The organism is Williamsia sp. Y844 (genome assembly GCF_056786475.1).
This window is the reverse complement of record NZ_JBXCJB010000006.1, coordinates 1-18,504: the sequence shown is the minus strand read 5'-3', so window position 1 is coordinate 18,504 and position 18,504 is coordinate 1. Positions and strand designations below refer to the sequence as shown.

The window sequence follows — 18,504 nt, the reverse complement described above, 5'->3', positions numbered from 1 at the left end:
CAATGTCGTTCGACTGCATCAAGTATGAGGTCGACGGCCACACGGCCACCATCACGCTGAATCGTCCGGAAGCACTCAACGCGCTCAGCCCGCACATGATCACCGAACTGCGTGGCGCCTACGACGAAGCCGAGAACGACGACAACGTCTGGCTCACCATCGTCACGGCAACCGGGCGGGCATTCTGCACCGGAGCCGACGTGAAGGAGATCCCCGGAGACGGCAAGGTCATCAACGAACGTCCGTATTTGTCGACCTACGAACAGTGGGAAGCACCGCAGGAGGGCACCCCACCGTTTCGGACCACGGCCAAACCGATTGTGGTCGCGGTCAACGGATTGTGCTGCGGAGCCGGACTCGACTGGGTCACCACCGGCGATATCGTGATCGCCTCCGACAAAGCGACTTTCTTCGATCCCCACGTCAGCATCGGTCTGGTCGCAGGCCGCGAAACGGTCCGCCTGGCCCGGGTCCTGCCCAGATCGGTTGCCCTGCGGATGGCCTTGATGGGCAAGCACGAGCGAATGAGCGCGCAGCGGGCCTACGAACTCGGGATGGTCAGTGAGGTTGTCGAACACGACCGGCTCCTCGAACGTGCGCACGAGATCGCCGCGGTCGTGAATTCGAATGCGCCCCTGGCTGTCCGGGGTACCCGGCTGGCGATCATCAAGGGCCTTGATCTCCCGCTCCACGAAGCCGAGATGCTGGCCGAATCATTCCGCGAGCGTGTCACCCGCACCGAGGACGCACTCGAAGGTCCCCTGGCCTTCACCGAGAAGCGCGCACCCCATTGGCAGTGCCGATGAGCAGGTCATTCGACACCCTTCTACTCGAGGTCGATCCGACCGACCGAGTTGCCACCATCACCCTGAACCGGCCCGACCAGCTCAACACGTTCAATCGGACGATGTGCCACGAGATGGCCGAGATCTGGCAGACGGTCAAAAATGACAACCGGGTCAACGCGGTGGTCTTGAGGGCCGCCGGAACCCGCGCGTTCAGTGCCGGACTCGACGTGAAATCGACGTACGGCCAACCAGACATCGTCTGGAATCACGAGGATCCCGGTGAGTTGCTCAGCCCGAAGTGGCAAAAGGTGTGGAAGCCGGTGGTCTGCGCGGTGCAGGGTATGTGTACCGCGGGTGCGTTCTACTTCGTCAACGAGGCCGATGTCGTCATCTGCTCATCCGATGCGACATTCTTCGACTCACATGTCTCTGCCGGTCTGGTATCGGCTCTCGAACCCATCGGGCTGATGCGGCGGGTCGGGCTGGGCGACACCCTGCGGATGGCACTGATGGGCAACGACGAGCGGGTCACCGCGCAGACCGCGTTGGACATCCGGTTGGTCACCGAAGTGGTTCCGGCCGAGGAACTTTGGCAGCGGGCCCACGCCATCGCCGCAGCCATCGCCGCGAAACCACCCACCGCCACGCAGGGCACGGTGAAGGCGATCTGGGAATCGCTCGACAAACCGTATCGTGCCGCCATGGACCAGGGCCTGATCTACACCCGGTTGGGCAATCCGATCGGCAAAGAAGAACTTGCCGCCGCACCTGCCACCACGCAGACACCGAGGATCCGCTGATGACCGACCCGACCGAGGTCTCTACCCGGCACGCGTTGGGCCGGCGCATCGCCGATGTCCTGGCCCTGCAACCGGATACGCGGGCGATCGAACACGAGGGCATCTGGTCGACATGGCGCGACCTCGCCACACTCGCCGACCGGGTCAGCGACCTCGTCCACCGCTCCGGCGTCGACCGCCGCGTCGGAATCCTCCTTCGCAATCAACCTGCACACGTGGCCACCCTCCTGGGTGTGTTGATGGCAGGCGGCAGCGTGGTGGTCATCAACCCGTCACGCGGCGACGATCGCACGCGAGCCGACATCAGCGCCTTGAACCTGCCTCTGATCATCGGTGCCGCCGACGACATCACCACACTGGTTGCACCGAAACCTGATTCAACCGTCGCGACCATCTCCGACCTGGCGAGCCCGCCTGCGTTGCGCGAAGCCGGCCGGATCAGCGTGGACCGCGAGCCCATGGAGGCCGACATCGCAGTACACATGCTGACCAGTGGCACCACCGGACCACCGAAGCGAGTGGACATCACCTACAACATGTTGGCGCGCAGCGTGATGGGTTCTGACCGGACCTGGTCGTCGTCACCCACCGAGCTGCGCAACGGGGTGGCGATCGTCAATGCGCCACTGGTGCACATCGGCGGAATCTACCGGGTACTGCAATGTGTCACTGAGGGCCGATCCTTTGTGCTGCTGCCGCGCTTTGATCTCGATCGGTGGGCCGATGCCGTTCGCACCCACCGGCCCCGAGCAGTCTCCCTGGTCCCCACCGCCTTACGGATGGTCTTGCATTCGGATCTGACCCGCGATGACCTGCGCAGCATCAAGGCGGTCACCTCGGGTACCGCGCCGCTGTCGGTCGAGGACGCCGAGGCGTTCACCGAGAAGTTCGGGATTCGGGTCCTGACATCCTATGCGGCAACAGAATTCGGGGGCGGTGTGGCCGGCTGGACGTTGCCTGACCACAAGCAGTACTGGGAGAGCAAGCGAGGCAGTGTGGGTCGGGCATCCGGTGGCGCGCGGTTACGTGTGGTCGATGCCGACGGCATACCGCTTGACCCCGACCTACCCGGGGTGCTCGAGGTCAAACCGGGTCAGATGGGCGCCTCGGCACCCTGGCTGCGGACCACTGACCTCGGTCGCATCGACCCCGACGGTTTCGTGTGGATCCTCGGCCGAGCCGATCAGGCGATCATCCGCGGCGGATTCAAGGTGATGCCCGACGATGTGAGACTGGCACTCGAACGTCATCCCGCCATCGCCGGTGCCGCCGTGGTCGGCCGCGAAGACCCGCGATTGGGCCAGACCCCGGTGGCCATGGTCGAACTGCGTCCGGACGGATCGGTCAATGCCGACACACTGTCCGAATACCTCCAGAAGATGCTGGCCCGCTACGAGATCCCCACCGAGATCGCCATCGTCGACGAGATACCCCGGACCCCTTCCGGTAAGGCAGATCTCGGCGCCGTCCGCCGCCACTTCGACGTCGGGGGTGCGCATGTCTGATCCACAGGCCACAGCACTCACTGTCGAGTGGCTGGTGAAATCCGTTGCCGCACAGTACCCGGACAAGCCGGCCGTCATCGATCCCGACCATCGGATCACCTACCGCGACCTCGATGCCTCAACCCGGGAGCTGGCCGCAGGCTTCATCGAGGCCGGGGTCGGGAAGGGTTCCCGAGTCGGGGTGATCATGCCCAACAGTGTCCGCTGGGTACAGGTTGCGCTCTCGCTCACCCGGATCGGGGCCGTACTGGTCCCACTGAGCACCCTGCTGTCGCCGCGAGAACTGCTGGCGCAGTGCGACGTTGCCTCGATCGAGTACCTGGTGGGCGTGCGCGAGTTCCGTGGACACCGCTATCTGGACGATCTACAGACGTCGCTGGATACCGGCGACCTCACCGACCGGATTCTCTACCACCCCGCACTGCCCTCGTTGCGACGGGTCTGGACCGATGACGACCTGCCCCGAGCAGGCGAGCCGTTGACGGCGGGACAACTGGTCGACGCGCTGGCCGATAGCGTGCATCACGACGATCCGCTGGTCATCACCTTCACCTCCGGCAGCAGCGGCATCCCCAAGGGTGTTCTCCACTCGCACGCCGGCGCGCTCGGTGCGGTGGTATCCGGACTCGCCGACCGATGCATCACCGCCGATACCCGCCTCTACGTTCCGATGCCGTTCTTCTGGGTCGGAGGTTTCGGGAGCGGTGTCCTCTCGACACTGCTCGCCGGCGCAACACTTGTCACCGAGCAGATCCCCCGGCCGCAGGCCACGCTGCGCCTGCTCGAACGTGAACGGGTGACACTGTTTCGCGGCTGGCCCGATCAGGCCGAGGCACTCGCGCGGCACCAGCAGATTGTCGGGGCCGACCTGTCCTCGCTCGTCGTCGGCAGTCTTGATGCCCTGCTGCCCGCCGGCCAACGGGCCGCACCCGGTGCCCGGGCCCGCCTGTTCGGCATGACAGAGACCTTCGGTCCCTACTGCGGATATCCGGCGGATACCGATATGCCCCGGTCCGCCTGGGGTAGCTGCGGAAAGCCGTTCGCAGGCATGGAGGTTCGGATCATGTCCGAGCGCGGACCGGTACCAACCGGATCAACCGGAGAAATCCAGGTCCGCGGGCCACATATCCTGCGCGGGATCTGCCTGCGAGGTCGCGACGACACCTTCACGCCCGACGGCTTCTACCCCACCGGCGACCTCGGCCACCTCGATGACAACGGATTCTTGTTCTACCACGGCCGATCCGACGACATGTTCAAGGTCAGTGGCGCCTCGGTATACCCGAGTGAGGTGGAGAAGGCGCTGCGCGGTATCGCAGGCATCCAGGCGGCGTACGTCACCGATGTGCCGGTCGGCGGTGCACAGCAAGTCGGCGCAGCGATCGTCTGCGACACCTCCACCACCTCGGTCGAAGATTTGCGGGCCGCGGCGGCCGCAGCGCTGAGTTCGTTCAAGGTGCCCACCGTGTGGCTCCTTGTCGATTCGGATGACGACATCCCGCGTGGCGGCACCGGCAAGGTCCCGGCGCCACAACTCCGTGAACTGCTGTGCACCACTGCCGGCGGTAACTGAAAACACAGTCGAACAAATGAAGGGTCTGACATGTTGACGAAGGGCGCTCTGCTCCGGGACTTCCACCAGCCCTGGGCAATCGAGGACATCGAGATCGGGGATCCTCACCGCGGTGAGGTGAAGGTGCAGATGGAGGCCGCCGGCCTGTGTCATTCCGACCACCACCTCGTCACCGGCGACATCCCGATGGCCGACTTCCCCATCCTCGGTGGTCACGAGGGGTCCGGCATCATCACCGAGGTCGGGGACGGTGTCGAGGACCTCGCTGTCGGTGACCACGTGGTGATGTCCTTCATCCCGTCGTGCGGCAGATGTCAGTCCTGTCAGTCCGGCATGCGCAACCTCTGCGACCTCGGCGCCGGCCTGCTGTCGGGAGCGTCGGTGTCCGACGGGACCTTCCGGGTACAGGCGCAGGGCCAGAACGTATTTCCCATGTCGCTCGTCGGCACATTTGCGCCGTACGCGGTGGTACATCAAACGTCGGTGGTCAAGATCGACCCGTCGATCCCGTTCAGCGTCGCGGCCATCGTGGGTTGCGGTGTGACAACCGGCTACGGTTCCGCTGTCCACACGGCCGCCGTCCGGCCCGGTGACGACGTGGCGATCATCGGTATCGGCGGTGTCGGGACAGCCGCACTCCAGGGTGCGGTGATCTCCGGGGCCCGGCGGGTGTTTGCCATCGATCCGGTCGAATGGAAGCGCGACCAGGCCAAACGTTTCGGTGCAACCCACGTCTATGCCGATGTCGAAACCGCGCTCGCCGACATCGCGGAGGCCACCAACGGCCGTATGTGCAAGAAGGTCATCGTCACCGTCGGCCGGTGCGAGGGCCGCGACGTCGAGTCGTGGATGTGGGTGACCTCCAAGGGAGGCACCTGCGTGGTGACCGCGATGGGCGACACGAAGTCGGCCGATACGTCGCTGAACATGTCGATGCTGACCCTGCTACAGAAGACCCTGCAGGGCAGCATCTTCGGCGGAGGTAACCCGCAGTACGACATACCCGAGGTACTGGCACTGTACAAACTCGGTGACCTCGAACTGGACGACATGATCACCAGGGAGTACCGCCTCGATGAGATCAACGACGGGTTCCGCGACATGCTCGAAGGCCGCAACCTACGCGGTGTCATCCGCTTCACCGATGCTGACCGCTGACCTTCCGCCCTCACCGAAAGGAACTCCATGAGCTATACCAACACCATTGGCGAGTTGTTCGATGAGATCGGATTTCGGCAGGCCTCCGTCGACGGTGCGGCCATGGCGTGGGAACTGCCGGTGGCACCGCACGTCGTCAACCTCTCGGGTGGAATCCAGGGCGGACTGTTGGCAACGCTGGTCGACATCGTGGCCGGCCGGCTTGCCCTCGACGCCTGCGATGGCAATGTGGTCACCTCCGACCTGCACCTGCGTTATCTACGGCCGGTGACCGCCGGAGCTGCGCAGGCCACGGCCCGAATTGTGCACGCCGGCAAACGCAATGTCATCATCGATGTCGAGATCAGGTCCCGGCCTTCCGACGAACTCGCCGCCATCGCAACCATCAGCTTCGCGCGGGTACGCGGACAGTCGCCGCTGGTTTCGACAGTCGACAACGCCGCTCCACAGCTCGGATGAGTCGATGACCATCGATGCCGGTACCCGATTTGCGGCCGAGCTGGATGATCGACTGGCCGGATACGGCGATGCCCCGTTCATCGAGTTCAACCAGCAGTGGTACTCCGGCAACGACATCGCCCGTTATCGAGTATTGATCGGCAACGCACTCGTCGAAGCGGGTGGTGGCGGCTCACGAATCGGTCGGCATCGTGGTCCGCAACCGGGTGCCCCATGCCGCTGCGATCTTCGATTTCATCGTGGCACGGCGTCCGATGGCGATGATCTATTCCTACCAATCCGAGACCTCCATCGCCCGGGACATCGAGGCGCTGCGCCCGGCGGTTGTCGTGGTCGACCGTCAGGACTGGACCGAACCCGTCGTCGCGGCCTGCCGCAAGGTCGGGGCCTGCGCAATTGTGTTGTCTCTCACCGAGCCCACGGTCGAACTCGCGGCGACGCGCGACCACGAGACCGGAAACACCGGCGACACCTTCGACCTGCCCGGACTCCACATTCTGACCAGCGGGACCACCGGCCCACCCAAGCGTCTCCCGCTGCCAACCAAGGCACTCCAGCACACCGTGCTGAGCATGACCATCGGCCAGAACGCAACACCCGATGATCCACCGGAACTGGTGTATTGGCCGTTCGGGAGCATCGGGATCTGCCAATTGCTGGCCGCTCCGTTTCTCCGAAAGCGCATGGTGCTGCTCGAGAAGTTCAACGTCGATGAGTGGGTGCGAGCGGTCCGCACCTATCGGATCGCCCGGACCGGGGTGCAACCGGCGATCCTGCGCATGGTGCTCGAGGCCGATGTCCCGTCGGAAGATCTCCTGTCATTGCAGTATCTACCGGGCGGATCCGGCCCGCTCGATCCAGAGCTGCGCAAGCGTTTCGAGGAAAAGTACGACGTAGTCCTGTTGTGGGGCTACGGCGCAACCGAATTCGCGGGTTCGGTCTGCGCCTGGACACCGGACCTGCATCGTGAGTTCGGCGAGTCCAAGCCCGGCAGTGTCGGCAGGCCGTTGCCGGGTATCGAGGTCCGGATCATCGACCCCGACACCGGGGCGCAGGCACCGACCGGGATGCAAGGGCGGCTGGAAGCCCGATCAGAGATACTCGGAAACGGTTGGCTGGCAACCACCGACATCGCGTCGGTCGACTCCGACGGGTTCGTGACCATTCACGGACGCGGCGATGGCGCGATCAACCGTGGTGGATTCAAGATCCTTCCCGAAACCGTCCGTAGCGTGCTTCTCCGACATCCGTCGGTGCTCGACGCGGCAGTCGTCGGTGTCGAAGATCAACTGCTCGGTCACGTACCTTTTGCCGCCGTCGAGGTCCGCGCCGGACTACCGGTACCCACCGAAGAATCCTTGAAAGATCTGGTCCGCGAGTCACTGCCGAGCCACCACGTCCCGGTGGTGATCACGATCGTCGACGAGTTGCCCCGCAACGCAGCACTGAAGGTGCAGGTGAACGACGTCGCCGCGTTCTACTCATGAATCAGCCTGCTGCGTTTCAAGCAGCAGCGGCGACCAGCTCCAGACTGCCCAGGTCACGGATCGCCTGACACCCACGTTGCAACATCACCTCGAACAGCCTCTCTCCACGGTCTGTGCCGGTTGCGAACGCGCAACCCAGCGAGGTGATCAGCAGGGTCTGCAGCATGCCGAACCTGTAGTCGCGCCAACATGTTTCGAGTGAGTAGTCAGCAATTCCATAGCCGATGAGCGCTTGGTGATAGGCGTCGACCACACCCTCTTCGATGGCGGCGCGTAATTCCGACTCGACGCTGGTTCCGACGAAGTACGCCAGATCGCGGGCCGGTAGTCCCACACCCAGCGTCTGCCAGTCGACCACGGTCAGCTTTCCGTCGGCACCGAACAGCATGTTGTCCAGCCGGAAGTCGCCGTGCAACAGCGCAAAACGTTCCGGAGAATCACTCAGCCAGGGTTTGACCATGCCCATCGCGGCGGTCAGGGTCTCGCGGTCCGCGGCCGACAATCGGTCGCCGAGTTTGTCGATGGTCATGGCGGCGCTCAGCTGCGCCACGTCACTCAGTCCTGAAATGGCGGCAACTTCCTTCGTCGCGAAGGCCAGGCCGGAGAAGTCATGCCAGGCGCGATCGCACCAGGTGGGTCCATGTAGTCCGGCCAGCGCCCGGGCCACTGCCAGCGCCTGCTCCTGCCCGCAACCGCGGATCTGATCGCCTTGCACCGCATCGACCTCGTCGCCGAGCAAGAGGGCGAAGTTCTTTCCGCCATCGGCGATTTCATTGTGATAGCACCGCGGGATCGGAATCTGTACCAGGTCGGCAACCGAGTCATAGAACGCACATTCGCTGACGTACCCCAACACCAGACCGTCGCGCACGCTGTCGTCCTGGGCCGGGAGTTTCAGCACAAAACTGTCGGGCAGGTCTGCGCGGCCTGCGGTGTACGTGGCATTGATCCGGTAGGTCGCAGCGGTCTGCCCGGTGCCGATCGGGCTGACCGCCACCTCGGCCACCGTCACCGGTGCGCGTCCGGCACTCAGCACCCCTGACAGCCAGGTGTTGGTGACGTCGGAGGGATACCGCGGGATCGACAGCGTCGCACTCATGGGCGTTTTCCTTTGGTGATCACTTCTGCAGGCTGTTACTGCTGTGTGCGGAGCGGGACTGCGCCACAAAACGAATGGACATCTTCTGCATCGGGCCCGGTGCAAGCCGTGCAAATATCCAGGCCATCCGCGAGCGGGCCGGTGTCACCAGCAATGCGCGATTTCGTTCGATGGCCCGCAACGTGTCTCGTGCCAGCCGATCCGGATCGTGAAAGTGCTTGGTTCCCTGGCCTTGCTGGAAGAAGTCGCGGCCATCGAAGTCGCCGACAGCGCCCTTCTCGATGATGGGTGTCTCCACGGCACCGGGGCAGATCGCCAAGACACCGATACCGTGTGCGGCAGCCTCGGTACGCAGGGCGAGCGACAGTCCCACCACCGCATGCTTGGTCATCACATAGCTGGTGATCTGGCCGGTCGCGACCAGCCCCGCCATCGACGACGTATTGATGATGTGACCGGCCCCCTGTCGGATCATCACCGGGTATGCCGCCGAAACACCGTGCACCACACCGCGGATGTTGATATCAATGATGGTGTTCCACTGGTCCAGAGTCAGCAGTTCGGTGTCGCCGCCGAAGAGTATCCCGGCATTGTTGAACATCAGATCGAGCCGGCCACGACGCTCGACAACACTGTCGACCACAGCCTGCACGGCCGCCGCGTCCGTGACGTCGAGCCGCTCGCCGCGAGCCGTTCCGTCGCCTGCCGCCCCCGTCGCCACAGCGCGGGCGGCATCAGCGTCGATGTCGGTACAGGTGACGTCGGCACCCGCTGCCACCAGAGCGCGGGTCAGCGCCGCACCGATTCCGGAGCCGCCGCCGGTGACAATTGCGACCTTGCCTGCAAACGTTCCACTCATGTGCGCAACCATACGGTAAGCCCAACAGCAATACGTGCGCTTTCGGCCGTCGATTGGGCCCAAATTGCCATGACGCCAGGATGTTTCAGCTGCTGCCTAGACCCTTCGGTACTCGATGCCCATCAGGTCCAGCACATTGGTCCGCATGATCTGATCGACTTCGGCCTCTCCGAAGCCCTCGAGTTCGTGGACGAAGTCGAGTGGGGTCTGAAGCCCCTCGCCGTGCGGCCAGTCCGACCCGAACATGACCCGGTCGGATCCCATGACCTCCACAAGTTTCGGGACGTCATCCTCGTAGTACGGCGAGACCCACAGGTGTCTGCGCAAGGTGTCCCCGGGATCTTCGGCGAACAGCCACGGCGCCTGGTTGGCGAGTTTGCGCAACCGTTTGAGTAGCAAATGCACCCAGTCCGAACCGTTTTCGATGCTCGCCACACGGAGTTTCGGATGGCGGGTGAACACGCCACCGATGACGAGGCTGGCAATCGTGTCGTGGATGGCCCGGTCCGATACGACCACCGATGCCAGCGGGTCGTTGTAGCGGAACGGAGCGAACTTCGGTGGTCCGCCCCAGGCCGCACCCAGAAACTCGGTGTAGCCGCTGTCGCTCAAATGGAATGCGACCGGGATGTCGGCATCGGCGAGCTTGGCCCATACCTTGTCGTATCGCGGATCACCGAACGCCTTGGACGTTCCATGGCCGGCCGGTATCGGCGCCGGGCGGACCGAGACGATGCGCACATCCCGGTCGATCAGGCGATCGATTTCTTTGAGAGCCTCGTCGGGGTCGGCAAACGACAGCATCGGAGTCGCAAAGATCCGGCCCTGGTAGGCATAGCCCCAGTCTTCGTCCAGCCACCGATTGAAGGCGGTGATGCTCGCCATCGTTGCCGGTATGTCGTGTTTGAGGGCTTCTTCTACACCGCAGGCCAACGTCGGCAGCAAGATCACACCCGACATCTGCTGCTTCTCGATCATCACCAGCCGCAGATCCCGATCCTGATATGCAGCGTTGAGCGGTTCGACCTTCGACAGACTCCGCGGGTCCACACCCTCCGGGATCTCGCCGCGGAACAGTGCGTCGAGGCAGCCCGGAACGATCACCGGATCAAACGTGGGATTGGGCACGAACTCGAACAACTGGCCACCGGCGAGCAGTTCGGTGTGGGTGCCCCGGGTGATGATCTCGACGCCGCGCCTTTTGAACTTCGGGTCGAGATAGCGGGTGAAGGCGTCGATCTTCTCGTAGTAGTGGTTGTCGCAGTCAACCGGGCGGTCGTAGGAAACCTTGCTGCGTTGCCGACCCTCTGAAACCGTCGTCACCGTGCACCTCCACTGAAAGGTTCGTTCCACAAAGCGATACTGTTAGGCTTGCGGTTGCCTTCACAGTAGCTGCGGTCACGTGGGGTTGTCCACCGCCGCCGACCGGAGGCCCGATGATGGACTGTTAAGTTTTCTCCTATGATCTCCAAGCGCCTCTCCATGGCCCTCGTGGCTTCGTCCTCACTGCTGCTGCTCGCCGGCTGCGGCTCCGACGACAACTCGTCGAGCGATTCGGCCGCCGCCACATCTTCCGTGGCGTCGTGCCCCACGGCGGAACCGGCCGGCGATGTCGCACCGGAATGGACCTTGGATGGCACGACCGGCGCGGTGGAGGTCACCGGTTCGACTGACTCAGCGGCTCCCAAAGTGACTGTCACGGAGCCTTTCTCAGTGGATGAGACCACTGTTCAGACGCTGACCGAGGGTAACGGTGACATCGTGGCCGAGACCGCAGAGGTCTCCGTCTGCTACATGGGAGTCGACGGCCGCGACGGCAACGTGTTCGACAGCAGCTACGAGCGCGGTGCACCCGTCGAATTCCCGCTGACCGGTGTTGTCACAGGCTTCCAGAAGGCCATCGCCGGCCAGAAGGTCGGCTCCACCGTCGCCGTGGCGATGACCCCCGACGACGGGTACGGCGCGAGCGGCAATCCCGGCGCCGGCATCGAGGGCGACGACACCCTGATCTTCGCAATCAAGATCCTCGAAGTAACCGGCTGACCACAACCCCCTAAACGCTCCACCTATACGAAGACGCTCCACAAGTATGTGGAGCGTCTTCGTATAGGTGGAGCATCTGCGGGTGCGGTCAGCGCAGGGCAACCAGTTCGTGGAGGGTCGTCCCGGTGCGATGGTGGGTTTGCTCCCCGTCGATGATCTTGAGGTCGAACGTCGACTGGAACCGGAAATACCCGGGATGCCCGATCAGTCGGTACGCGAGCGGGCGCAGCAGCTTGCTGCCGATCACCGGAATATCGTCGAGGAAGTCGTGCGCATGGAGAACACGCTGGACATCCAGACGCAGCTCCAGACTTCCTGGCACCTCCAGCGAGATCCAGGTGGGATAACTACGATTCGCCACCTCGTCGAACGCTGTCGGCCCGGTGGTGAACTCGACCTCTCCGGTGCTCAGGACGATGGAATCGTTGTGAGCGAGCATCAGTGGCTGGATCGCATGCGATCCGAACTTCTCCTGCGTTTTGACCGATGCGTACAGCAGTGAGTAGTCATCCACATAGAGCCGGCCCCAATGCCAGCAGTCGATGACACGCTTCATATCGCCGACACCCCAGTTGTGGTCGGCGTAGCCGCGTCCGTTCGCATCGAGGGTCAACGCACCCAGCTTCACGGTTCCGGTGACACGTGCGCGGGGTGCACCGACAATCCAGCCGAAGGAATGCTTTGCGCCGAAGTGTGTTTCACCACGACCCGGCATCCATGGCTGCAATTCGGCTGTGAACGTGAGGTCGAACGTCACGTCTTCTTCCTGAATGAAGACGTGGTAGCTCGGCAGCCCGCCATCCTCCGGAAAGCTCACCCGAGCAGTGTTTTTGCCGATCCGCACATCACACTTCTCTTCGGAGAAAAACGACTCCCCGCGCGGGTATTTCTTGGCGATCTCCCGCCGGGTTCCGTCCGGGGCGTAGATGATGATCTCGACCCACGGCCTGCACTTGGGGGGATCTTCGGGCCGCCGCTTGTTCAGGAACGCGACGACGGTGTGGCCGTCCTCGAGCTGGGCATCGAAGTACCAATGCTCGAATGCCGCGCCACCTGAACTGAGATGTACCGCATTGTTTTTCGGTGTTGCATCGGTGATCACCCCGTCCTTGCGGCCGGGGCCGTTCCATGCTTCGACGATGTCCACGGTTGTCATGATCTCACTCCGTTGTTGGTATTGATCGCGGTCTGGCCGTTTGGTCGACCGGGATCAGAAGGCCAGGTGGACGGTCTTTTCCTCGGTATGTGCGAGCAGACCTGCTTGACCGAGTTCGCGCCCGTACCCGCTCGCCTCGCGACCACCCCACGGGAGCTGCGGCTCGGGGACACCCCAGCCATTGACCCACACCATGCCCACCCGAAGCCGCGGAATCACCGAATGTGCCGTCGACAGGCTCGACGTGTAGATCATCGCGTTGAGCCCGTACTTCGTCGCATTGGCAAGTCGCACAGCCTCATCGGTGTCGCGGAAGGTGATGACGGTGGCCACCGGGCCGAAGATCTCCTCGCGAGCGATCGTCAGGTCGTTGGTCCCGCGGAAGACGGTTGGTTCGACAAAAAAGCCGGGACCATCGATCCGGTTGCCGCCGGTGATCAGCTCGGCCTCCTGCTTGCCTTTCTCGATGTAGCCCATCACCCGGTCCAGCTGCTTGCGGTTCACTATCGTTCCCATCGTGCTCGACGGATCCATCGGATCACCGATCACCGCAGCGCGCGCAGCCGCGGTCAAGCCGTCGACGACCTCATCGGCAATCGACTCGTGGACCAGGACTCGGGTACCGGCCGCGCACACCTGTCCTTGGTGGTAGAAGTTGCCCATCGCGATCCAGAACATCGCCGCGTCCAGATCGGCGTCCGGGAAGATGAGCTGCGGCGACTTCCCGCCGAGCTCCAATGTCATCTTGCGGAACTTGTCGCCGGCCAGCGGTTGGATCTGCTTGCCGACCCGCGCCGAACCGGTGAACGAGATCTTGTCGATACCAGCATGTCCGGCGAGCGCAGCGCCCGCTTCGTCACCGAGCCCGGTCACCACGTTGAGCGCACCGTCGGGAAGTCCTGCCTCGGAGAACAATTCAGCCAGGCGGATGGTCGACAACGACGCGTCCTCAGCGGGTTTGATGACCGCGGTGCATCCGGCAGCAAGTGCAGGTGCGAGCTTCCACGCGGCGATGACGAGCGGATTGTTCCAAGGGGTGATCGCACCGACAACGCCCACCGGTTGCCGCAGCGTGAATCCGAACCGGTGCTGCCCGGCGATATCCGGTAGCTGTGCGGTCGATCCCTGGATCTTGTCGGCCCATCCCCCGAAATGCCGGAACACGGCGGCTGCGGCCGGGACATCACCGTTCACGGTGTCCACATACAGCTTGCCCATCTCGACCGATTCCAGTGCAGAGATGTTTTCTGCATCGGCCTCGATCAGGTCTGCCACCCGGGACAGCACCCGACCCCGCTCATGTGCGGGCATGGTTGCCCACTCGCCCTCTTCGAACTCTGTGCGAGCGACGCTGACGGCCTCATCGATATCGGTGGCATTGCCGGCCGGGAGTTCGACGACCAACGATTCGTCGGCCGGATTGATGGATCGGTACGTTTGCCCGCCTGCCGATGGACGTACCCGTCCACCGATCCGCAAACCCGCCTCGGGGAGCACGGGTGATTTCGGCCGGACTGCTGCAGCGGTCATGAGAACTCCCTTGTCGGTGGTTGAAAGTTGCGGTGCAGACCGGACCAGACGCCGTCGTAGTCGTTCTGCCGGTGCGCGGCCGCCATGGCGAACTCGGTGACCACCAGCGGCCACCGCGTCTCGAACATGAAAGCCAATGAGTTGTCGAACTTCTGAGGTGCGAGTTCGGCGTTGCTACCGGTCTCGAAGGTCTGCAGGTCCGGCCCGTGCGCGGCGAACATGTTGTGCAGGCTCGATCCACCGGGAACAAAGCCTTCGGCCTTCGAATCGTGGACGCCGTAGATCAGACCCATGAACTCGGTCATCACGTTGCGGTGAAAGTGCGGTGGCCGGAAGGTGTGCTCCCCCACCACCCAACGCGGCGGGAATGCCACGAAGTCGACATTGGCCTGCCCCGGTCGTTCTGACACCGACGTCAGCACCGTGAAGATCGACGGGTCGGGATGGTCCCAGCCGAGCGTCCCCATCACGTTGAACTGTGCCAGGTCATATTTGTAGACGCCGTGGCTGCCGTGCCACGCCACCACGTCCAGCGGAGAATGATCCAGGTCCGTGGCCCAGAGGTGGCCACCGAACTTGTTGACCCACTGCACATTGCGCGCCGTGTCTTCGTACGCCGCAACGGGATGATGGAAGTGCCGTGCGTGTGCCAGACCGTTGGCGCCGATCGGGCCGAGCTCCGGCAGCTCGAAGTAGGCCCCGTAGTTTTCGCAGATATACCCCGACACCGGGCCATCGGCGATGTCGACGGAGAACTTGATGCCGCGTCCGATGACGACGATCTCGCCCGGACCGACATCCAGCACCCCGAGTTCGGTGCGGATCGTCAGCTCACCGGATTGCGGGACGATGAGGAGTTCACCATCGGCGTTCGAGAAGTAGCGGTCAGTCATCGAAGTTGTCGCAGAGTACAGGTGGACTGCGATTCCGTTGCGCGTCAGCACATCCCCGTTTGCGGCGATCGTATAGATGCCATCGAGGAAGTCGACCGATCCGGTCGGCGCGGGCAATGGATCCCAGCGCAACCGATTCGGGTCAGCAGGTGTGCTGATCGGAGCACTGCGCAGCCTGCCGTCATCGATCCGGGCGAACGGGCGGTGCGCGGCGGTCGGTACGATCCGGTACATCCAGGTGCGCCGGTTGATGGTTCGGGGTTCGGTGAAGGCGGTGCCCGAGATCTGTTCGGCGTACAGACCCATCGGTGCGCGCTGCGGTGAGTTCTGGCCGGTGACCAGGGCACCGGGGATCGCCTCGGACCAGTGCTCGTTACCGAAACCGGTCAGGTACTGCAGTTCTGCCTTGTTGTTCGACTCTGCCTTGCCCTTCGACCCAGTCATCGCCGCAGCGCCCCCGAGGCGTCGAACTCCGACTCCCGGCCGTCCATCTGTGCGCGATACCAGTTCTCCCGGTGGCGGCGCATGAGACTTTCGTGACGACGGGCCAACGGCGGAATGAGTCGTCGCAGTATTTCGTAGACCGTCACCGCCGGTAGTCGTGCAATCAACCACAGTAGTCCCGGGACGGCGCCTGGCATGTCGTACTTCTTTCGGGTCCACGGCATCATGAAGACAGCCGAATACGCCGCATAGATCGTGCCGTTGTACTTTTCCCTGAACTTCTTCAATCCGGTGTGCCCATAACGTGGAGCGAACGCCCTCGGGAAGGACTCGATGAGTTCGGCACCGTGATCACCTGCATCGTGACTGCGGGACACCGCGACCAGCAGAAGGAGCCGCAGTGAGTCGGCAATGGTCTCCGGATGCCACCGGGTCCGCACTCCGAGGACGTGCCCCATGTACTTCTGGAAGTGGATCAGCTCGCGGATTTCGCTTGCAGGCGTCTGTATTCCGACCAGCCGCAGGGCGAGCGCAGGCGCCACGCTGCCGCCGAGCAGCGTCAGCAGCATGTAGGTCTGACTGATCGGGATACCCCACTTCTCGGTATCCCATTCGGGGTGGTCGGCCACTCGCCTGCGCACCGACACATGCATCACGCGCACCAGCATCGCGGTTTCACGGCCTTTGCTGCCACGGGTCAGCAGCGCCTCCGGTTCCGACACGTCGATCCAGAATCTCGCCGTTTCCAGGAATCTGCGCAACGCGTTGTCACCGGCATATCCGCCTGCCAGCGACAGCGGGGTCGCGACCGAAGATTCGGTGTACATCTCGAGGGTGATCCCGCCGGCAACACTGAACAACATTGTGCCCCAACGCCGCCAGATCGCCGCACCCCGTTCGACGATCTCTGGATCCACCCAGTCCGGTACATGCTCGAACTCGTCGAACAGGGCCACCATCGACTCCGGTGGATCGGCGAGCGACGAAATACCCTCAGCCAATGCCTGTTGCAGCATCGCACGCCCACGGGTGGGCCCGATGTCGCCGTAGAAGACCTCGTCGACAAACCGTTCCGCAACGGGATCCGCCGTGAACATGTCGGCACAGATGTCGTCGATCTGCCGCTGCGTCGGGAACATCTCGGCACCGAAGATCCTGCGCACCAACATCTGCGCCCGCTGGACACCCGGAGAGTTCATTCCCTCCTCGTAGCAGAAAGCAGTCGGATGGCTTGCGATTGCCGGGCCGGATTCGACTGTCGGCACCGCGGTTTCGTCGATGGTCACGATTCGAATCCCTCTGCAAGTTCGCGTTTGATGAGCCAGGACTTCAAGTCTTCGACGATCATCGGCAGGCCACCGGGCTGATCGACGAGGTAGTGGTTGAGGTTGTCGAGTTCGGTCAGCGATGCCTGCGGATCTGCTGATGCCTCGTACATATCGCGCGAGTCACTGACAAATGCGGCCTGATCGGCGCGCAGGCAAACCACCGTTGTCGGTGTTGTGACCGCCTTCAGATTGCGCAGCGCATCGGCGTTGGTGCGATCAAAACTCCAGGTACTCAACCACGATCGGACCGTGCTGAACCGGGCGAGGCCACCGGCCGCCATGTTCGCCGCAGCAGGGTCGCCGTACATGCTCCCGATCGCGCGGTCGCTGGGATCGACTGTGAGGTCGACAAACCGCGGGTCGGCCACGGTGCGATGGACAACAAATGCCCGATCAGCCGCGCCATGTCGGTCGAGCACTCCCAATTGGTCGAGAGCCCAGTCGTCGATGCGGCGAATCCGACGAAGTTGCGCGTTGCGGTATTCCTCCACCCAGGCCGGATCCAGCGGAACTGTTCGTCGCGTGTTGTAGAGATTCAGGTGCACGTCGGTCTCAAAGGGATTCGATTCATCGACCACGGAGCCATCGATCCAATGCCGCAACACCCTTGCGCGGCCCGGATGCGCACCGATGAGAGCAAGCCCGTCAGCGGGCACCAGTGCGGACATGTCAACCGGATCACCCGCGGGCGTTTGCGTGACATCGTTGTTCAACGCCTGGGCCTGGTAGAACGCGGCCAGCGACCCTCCCCCGCTGAAACCGAGTATGACGACCTTCTCGAATCCCAGCTCTTCGCGCATCCACCGCACACCACAACCGAGATCCAGGGCGGCCCGTTCCATGATCAACGCCGGCTCGTTGGTGCTGTATCGGGTGTTGATACTCATGATCGGAACGCCCGCTTCAGCGAATCCGCGGAGCAGAAAATGGGTCAGAAAATTGGACGCGGGATGGGCCATGATCAGGCCAACACGCTTCGAATACCCCTCTGGCGTCACAAAATTGGCGGGCAAGGTCGGATAGTGGCGGGTCAGACCCGAATGGCTTTCCACCCGCCCATCCGTGGCGGGCTCAAACGGGATTCGCTGAAAACTGTCACCGATCGTCAAACGTTGGGCTCACTTCCTGTTCGGCGTGGCACACGACTTCGCGTGATCAAGACATGGCGGGTATTGCGATCCAGATCACAGATCGCGAACGTACCATACCGAAGGGTATGTTCTATCCAAACGGAAGAGCTGCCATCACCGGATGCCTGGCCCGCCCGCCACAATCGGCAATGGGAGACTCGCCCAACGTGGTTTCACGATCGGAACGACCACACTCACACGGACTCCGTCGATTGTCAGAGCTCCCATCTAGACTCAAATGTATGTTCGAGG

The 18,504-nt window shown here is 63.2% G+C and carries 16 protein-coding genes; 8 read left to right on the top strand and 8 right to left on the bottom strand.

All coding sequences use genetic code 11. The features are described from left to right. Positions 1-2: 2 nt before the first annotated feature. The 7 genes from AC1TQG_RS26790 to AC1TQG_RS26760 all read left to right on the top strand — a co-directional run bounded on the left by AC1TQG_RS26790 (position 3) and on the right by AC1TQG_RS26760 (position 7,770). Positions 3-806 carry an enoyl-CoA hydratase/isomerase family protein gene (locus AC1TQG_RS26790; RefSeq protein WP_482141966.1) on the top strand — a complete coding sequence of 268 codons (804 nt, stop codon included), beginning with the start codon at positions 3-5 and terminating at the stop codon, positions 804-806. Next, positions 797-1,588 (top strand): enoyl-CoA hydratase/isomerase family protein, encoded by a 792-nt coding sequence (locus AC1TQG_RS26785; RefSeq protein WP_482141965.1) that lies wholly within the window; start codon positions 797-799, stop codon positions 1,586-1,588. The genes AC1TQG_RS26790 and AC1TQG_RS26785 overlap by 10 nt, the downstream gene beginning before the upstream one ends. Next, positions 1,588-3,093, top strand: a complete 1,506-nt coding sequence (locus AC1TQG_RS26780; protein ID WP_482141964.1) for a class I adenylate-forming enzyme family protein — start codon at positions 1,588-1,590, stop codon at positions 3,091-3,093. The genes AC1TQG_RS26785 and AC1TQG_RS26780 overlap by 1 nt, the downstream gene beginning before the upstream one ends. Then, positions 3,086-4,666, top strand: a complete 1,581-nt coding sequence (locus AC1TQG_RS26775; protein ID WP_482141963.1) for a class I adenylate-forming enzyme family protein — start codon at positions 3,086-3,088, stop codon at positions 4,664-4,666. The genes AC1TQG_RS26780 and AC1TQG_RS26775 overlap by 8 nt, the downstream gene beginning before the upstream one ends. A 30-nt stretch (positions 4,667-4,696) precedes the next feature. Then, a complete protein-coding gene (locus AC1TQG_RS26770) occupies positions 4,697-5,824 on the top strand; it encodes an NDMA-dependent alcohol dehydrogenase (protein ID WP_482141962.1) in 1,128 nt (375 codons plus the stop codon). 27 nt (positions 5,825-5,851) lie between these two features. Then, positions 5,852-6,283 (top strand): PaaI family thioesterase, encoded by a 432-nt coding sequence (locus AC1TQG_RS26765; protein WP_482141961.1) that lies wholly within the window; start codon positions 5,852-5,854, stop codon positions 6,281-6,283. Positions 6,284-6,447: 164 nt separating this feature from the next. Then, positions 6,448-7,770: an ANL family adenylate-forming protein gene (locus tag AC1TQG_RS26760; RefSeq protein ID WP_482141960.1), complete on the top strand. Its 1,323-nt coding sequence runs from the start codon at positions 6,448-6,450 to the stop codon at positions 7,768-7,770. A gap of 16 nt (positions 7,771-7,786) precedes the next feature. On the opposite strand, the gene AC1TQG_RS26755 is transcribed toward AC1TQG_RS26760, so the two are convergent. The 3 genes from AC1TQG_RS26755 to AC1TQG_RS26745 form a co-directional block, all read right to left on the bottom strand. After that, entirely contained in the window at positions 7,787-8,869 is a 1,083-nt protein-coding gene (locus AC1TQG_RS26755; protein WP_482141959.1) for a phosphotransferase family protein, read from the bottom strand. 19 nt (positions 8,870-8,888) lie between these two features. Further along, on the bottom strand, positions 8,889-9,728 hold the full coding sequence (locus AC1TQG_RS26750) for an SDR family NAD(P)-dependent oxidoreductase (protein WP_482141958.1): 840 nt from the start codon (positions 9,726-9,728) through the stop codon (positions 8,889-8,891). 96 nt (positions 9,729-9,824) lie between these two features. After that, the gene (locus AC1TQG_RS26745; protein WP_482141957.1) at positions 9,825-11,051 is read right to left on the bottom strand and encodes an amidohydrolase family protein; all 1,227 of its coding nucleotides are present in this window, start codon (positions 11,049-11,051) and stop codon (positions 9,825-9,827) included. A 138-nt stretch (positions 11,052-11,189) separates the two neighbouring features. Between AC1TQG_RS26745 and AC1TQG_RS26740 the strand changes: the two genes are divergently transcribed. After that, entirely contained in the window at positions 11,190-11,771 is a 582-nt protein-coding gene (locus AC1TQG_RS26740; RefSeq protein ID WP_482141956.1) for an FKBP-type peptidyl-prolyl cis-trans isomerase, read from the top strand. An 88-nt stretch (positions 11,772-11,859) separates the two neighbouring features. Here the strand turns inward: AC1TQG_RS26740 and AC1TQG_RS26735 are convergent, their stop codons facing one another. From AC1TQG_RS26735 to AC1TQG_RS26715, 5 genes are all read right to left on the bottom strand, one after another. Further along, positions 11,860-12,927 (bottom strand): lipocalin-like domain-containing protein, encoded by a 1,068-nt coding sequence (locus AC1TQG_RS26735; RefSeq protein WP_482141955.1) that lies wholly within the window; start codon positions 12,925-12,927, stop codon positions 11,860-11,862. A 54-nt stretch (positions 12,928-12,981) separates the two neighbouring features. Further along, positions 12,982-14,457: an aldehyde dehydrogenase family protein gene (locus AC1TQG_RS26730; RefSeq protein WP_482141954.1), complete on the bottom strand. Its 1,476-nt coding sequence runs from the start codon at positions 14,455-14,457 to the stop codon at positions 12,982-12,984. Further along, positions 14,454-15,794 (bottom strand): homogentisate 1,2-dioxygenase, encoded by a 1,341-nt coding sequence (hmgA, locus tag AC1TQG_RS26725; RefSeq protein WP_482141953.1) that lies wholly within the window; start codon positions 15,792-15,794, stop codon positions 14,454-14,456. The genes AC1TQG_RS26730 and hmgA overlap by 4 nt, the downstream gene beginning before the upstream one ends. Then, on the bottom strand, positions 15,791-16,993 hold the full coding sequence (locus tag AC1TQG_RS26720) for an oxygenase MpaB family protein (protein WP_482142143.1): 1,203 nt from the start codon (positions 16,991-16,993) through the stop codon (positions 15,791-15,793). Before AC1TQG_RS26720 ends, hmgA begins: the two co-directional genes overlap by 4 nt. A gap of 83 nt (positions 16,994-17,076) precedes the next feature. After that, a complete protein-coding gene (locus AC1TQG_RS26715) occupies positions 17,077-18,174 on the bottom strand; it encodes an alpha/beta hydrolase (RefSeq protein ID WP_482141952.1) in 1,098 nt (365 codons plus the stop codon). Positions 18,175-18,504: the final 330 nt, after the last annotated feature.

Bases quoted from the DNA above. Each gene is read 5' to 3' on its own strand.
- AC1TQG_RS26740 (WP_482141956.1), top strand. From the start codon at position 11,190: ATGATCTCCAAGCGCCTCTCCATGGCCCTCGTGGCTTCGTCCTCACTG.
- AC1TQG_RS26720 (WP_482142143.1), bottom strand. From the start codon at position 16,993: ATGAACTCTCCGGGTGTCCAGCGGGCGCAGATGTTGGTGCGCAGGATC.
- hmgA (WP_482141953.1), bottom strand. From the start codon at position 15,794: ATGACTGGGTCGAAGGGCAAGGCAGAGTCGAACAACAAGGCAGAACTG.
- AC1TQG_RS26730 (WP_482141954.1), bottom strand. From the start codon at position 14,457: ATGACCGCTGCAGCAGTCCGGCCGAAATCACCCGTGCTCCCCGAGGCG.
- AC1TQG_RS26770 (WP_482141962.1), top strand. From the start codon at position 4,697: ATGTTGACGAAGGGCGCTCTGCTCCGGGACTTCCACCAGCCCTGGGCA.
- AC1TQG_RS26735 (WP_482141955.1), bottom strand. From the start codon at position 12,927: ATGACAACCGTGGACATCGTCGAAGCATGGAACGGCCCCGGCCGCAAG.
- AC1TQG_RS26780 (WP_482141964.1), top strand. From the start codon at position 1,588: ATGACCGACCCGACCGAGGTCTCTACCCGGCACGCGTTGGGCCGGCGC.
- AC1TQG_RS26775 (WP_482141963.1), top strand. From the start codon at position 3,086: ATGTCTGATCCACAGGCCACAGCACTCACTGTCGAGTGGCTGGTGAAA.
- AC1TQG_RS26755 (WP_482141959.1), bottom strand. From the start codon at position 8,869: ATGAGTGCGACGCTGTCGATCCCGCGGTATCCCTCCGACGTCACCAAC.
- AC1TQG_RS26790 (WP_482141966.1), top strand. From the start codon at position 3: ATGTCGTTCGACTGCATCAAGTATGAGGTCGACGGCCACACGGCCACC.
- AC1TQG_RS26750 (WP_482141958.1), bottom strand. From the start codon at position 9,728: ATGAGTGGAACGTTTGCAGGCAAGGTCGCAATTGTCACCGGCGGCGGC.
- AC1TQG_RS26765 (WP_482141961.1), top strand. From the start codon at position 5,852: ATGAGCTATACCAACACCATTGGCGAGTTGTTCGATGAGATCGGATTT.